This window comes from Candidatus Propionivibrio aalborgensis (assembly GCF_900089945.1).
GTDB lineage: Bacteria > Pseudomonadota > Gammaproteobacteria > Burkholderiales > Rhodocyclaceae > Propionivibrio > Propionivibrio aalborgensis.
This window is the reverse complement of the sequence record NZ_FLQY01000264.1, coordinates 1-2,396: the sequence shown is the minus strand read 5'-3', so window position 1 is coordinate 2,396 and position 2,396 is coordinate 1. Positions and strand designations below refer to the sequence as shown.

The window sequence follows — 2,396 nt, the reverse complement described above, 5'->3', positions numbered from 1 at the left end:
GCAGAAGCACGGTGGTTCAACAAACTTGAGACAATGGAAAGGTGTTGCCGGCATTCCGGCCAAGCGGTCAGGGTTTCATGCGACGATCGTTAGCCAGCAACGCAAAGTACAGGGGGGTTCCAGCTCAGGTGCTTCGCGTGATTAACCCGCCCATTTTCGCGCGTTACGGAACATGCGCATCCATGGCGAATCTTCGCCCCAATCTGCCGGGTGCCATGACATCTGCACGCTGCGAAAAACACGTTCGGGGTGCGGCATCATGATCGTGAAACGGCCATCAGCCGTGGTCACGCCGGTAATACCCTCCGGCGAACCGTTCGGATTGTACGGATAGCCCTCGGTTGGCTGGCCGGCATTGTCAAGGAATCGCATCGTGACCAGCGCCTTCGCCTGCTGGTCTGCGGAATCGTAAACGACTTGACCTTCACCGTGCGAGACAACCACGGGCAAACGGCTGCCGGTCATACCGTCGAATAAGAGCGACGGTGACTGCGGCAGTTCGACCATGGTGAATCGTGCTTCGAACTGCTCGACCGTGTTGCGCTCGAATCGCGGCCACGCGTCGGCACCGGGAATCAATGTCTTCAGGGCGCTCATCATCTGGCAACCATTGCATACGCCGAGCGCGAAGGTGTCGCCCCGGCCGAAGAAGCTGGAAAACTCGTCGCGCGCACGTGCGTTGAAAAGGATCGTCCGGGCCCAGCCCTTGCCGGCACCGAGCACGTCGCCGTAGGAGAAACCGCCGCAGGCCACGGTTCCCTTGAACCCGGCGAGCGATACACGGCCCGAGAGAATGTCGCTCATATGCACGTCGATCGAGGCAAACCCGGCGCGATCGAATGCGGCGGCCATCTCGATATGGCCGTTGACGCCTTGTTCGCGCAGGATTGCGACCTTGGGGCGAGTGCCGCTGTTGATGAACGGCGCGGCGATATCTTCAGCCGGGTCGAACGTCAGCGAAGCCGAAAGGCCGGCGTCGGTCGAATCGAGAATGCGATCGTATTCCTGCTGCGCGCATTCCGGATTGTCGCGCAGCGCCTGCATGCGGTAACTCGTCTCCGACCAGGCGCGCTGCAAATCCACGCGTTTTTCACGTAGCGCAGTTTTGGCATTGCGGATGACGCGGAATTCGTCCCACGGATTGGGCGAGCCGATGAAATGGGTGCACGCCCCGAGGCCGGCAGCGCGCAGGACGCCCATCACCTGCGCGCGCTCAGTGCGGCGGATCTGCAGCACGGCACCGAGTTCCTCATTGAACAGTGCGCGCATCATCAACTCGAAAGCGCGGCCGCGGAGCAAGTCCGGTTTCTTCTCGGCACCGTCGATATCGTTGGTCAGCGGGTCGTAACACAGGCCATCCATATCCAGTGATACGCCGCAATGCGCGGCGAAGGCCATTTCGGCGACAGTGGCGAACAGGCCGCCATCCGATCGGTCGTGATAGGCGAGCAAAAGATTGTCGCTGGCGAGCGTCTGTACCGCTCCGAAAAATGCCAATAGCTTTTCCGGGACGTCGACGTCCGGTGCCTCCGAGCCGGTGGCGTTGAACACCTGCGCCAGCGCCGAACCACCAAGACGATTCCTGCCGGCGCCAAGGTCGATCAACAGCAGATCGGTTTCTCCGACGTCGAGACAGAGTTGTGGTGTCAGGGTTCGGCGGGCATCCTGCACCGGCGCAAACGCAGTGACGACCAGCGACAGTGGCGAGACAACCTGCTTCCTCAGCCCCTCATCATCCCAAGCCGTGCGCATCGACAGCGAATCCTTGCCGACGGGAATCGCAATGCCGATCTGCTGACAGAGATCGGAGACGGCGCGTACCGTATCGAACAGACTGGCATCCTCTCCCGGCGAACCTGCAGCCGCCATCCAGTTGGCCGAGAGCTTCACGTCGCCCAGACCGGAGATATTGGCCGCAGCAATGTTGGTCAGCGCCTCGCCTACCGCCATGCGGCCCGAAGCCGGAGCGCTGAGGATCGCCAGCGGCGTACGCTCACCCATGGCAAAGGCTTCGCCAAGATTGGTCCGGTAGCCCATCGTCGTCACAGCCACGTCGGCAACAGGCACCTGCCAGGGGCCGACCATCTGGTCGCGCGCCGTCAGCCCGCCAACCGAGCGGTCGCCAATTGATATCAGGAAGGTCTTGTCGGCCACCGCTGGCAGATGCAGCACGCGATAGGCGGCATCCTTCAGTTCGAGCGAGGATGGATCAAACGCCACCTCCAGCGACAGCAGATGATCCACATCGCGCGTCATGCGCGGCGGTTTGCCGAGCAATGCGTCCATGTCCATATCGACCGGGAGGTCGCCGAAATGACGGTCGCTTACACGCAGGCGATTGTCGTCGGTGGCTATGCCAACTACGGCAAACGGGCAACGCTCGCGTTCGCAGATGG

General features: G+C 61.8%; 1 protein-coding gene. It reads right to left on the bottom strand.

Annotated features, from left to right (window positions below; genetic code table 11):
- Positions 1 to 141: 141 nt before the first annotated feature.
- Positions 142 to 2,396: phosphoribosylformylglycinamidine synthase (purL, locus tag PROAA_RS12535; protein WP_186411664.1), on the bottom strand; the 2,255-nt coding region annotated here is incomplete at its 5' end.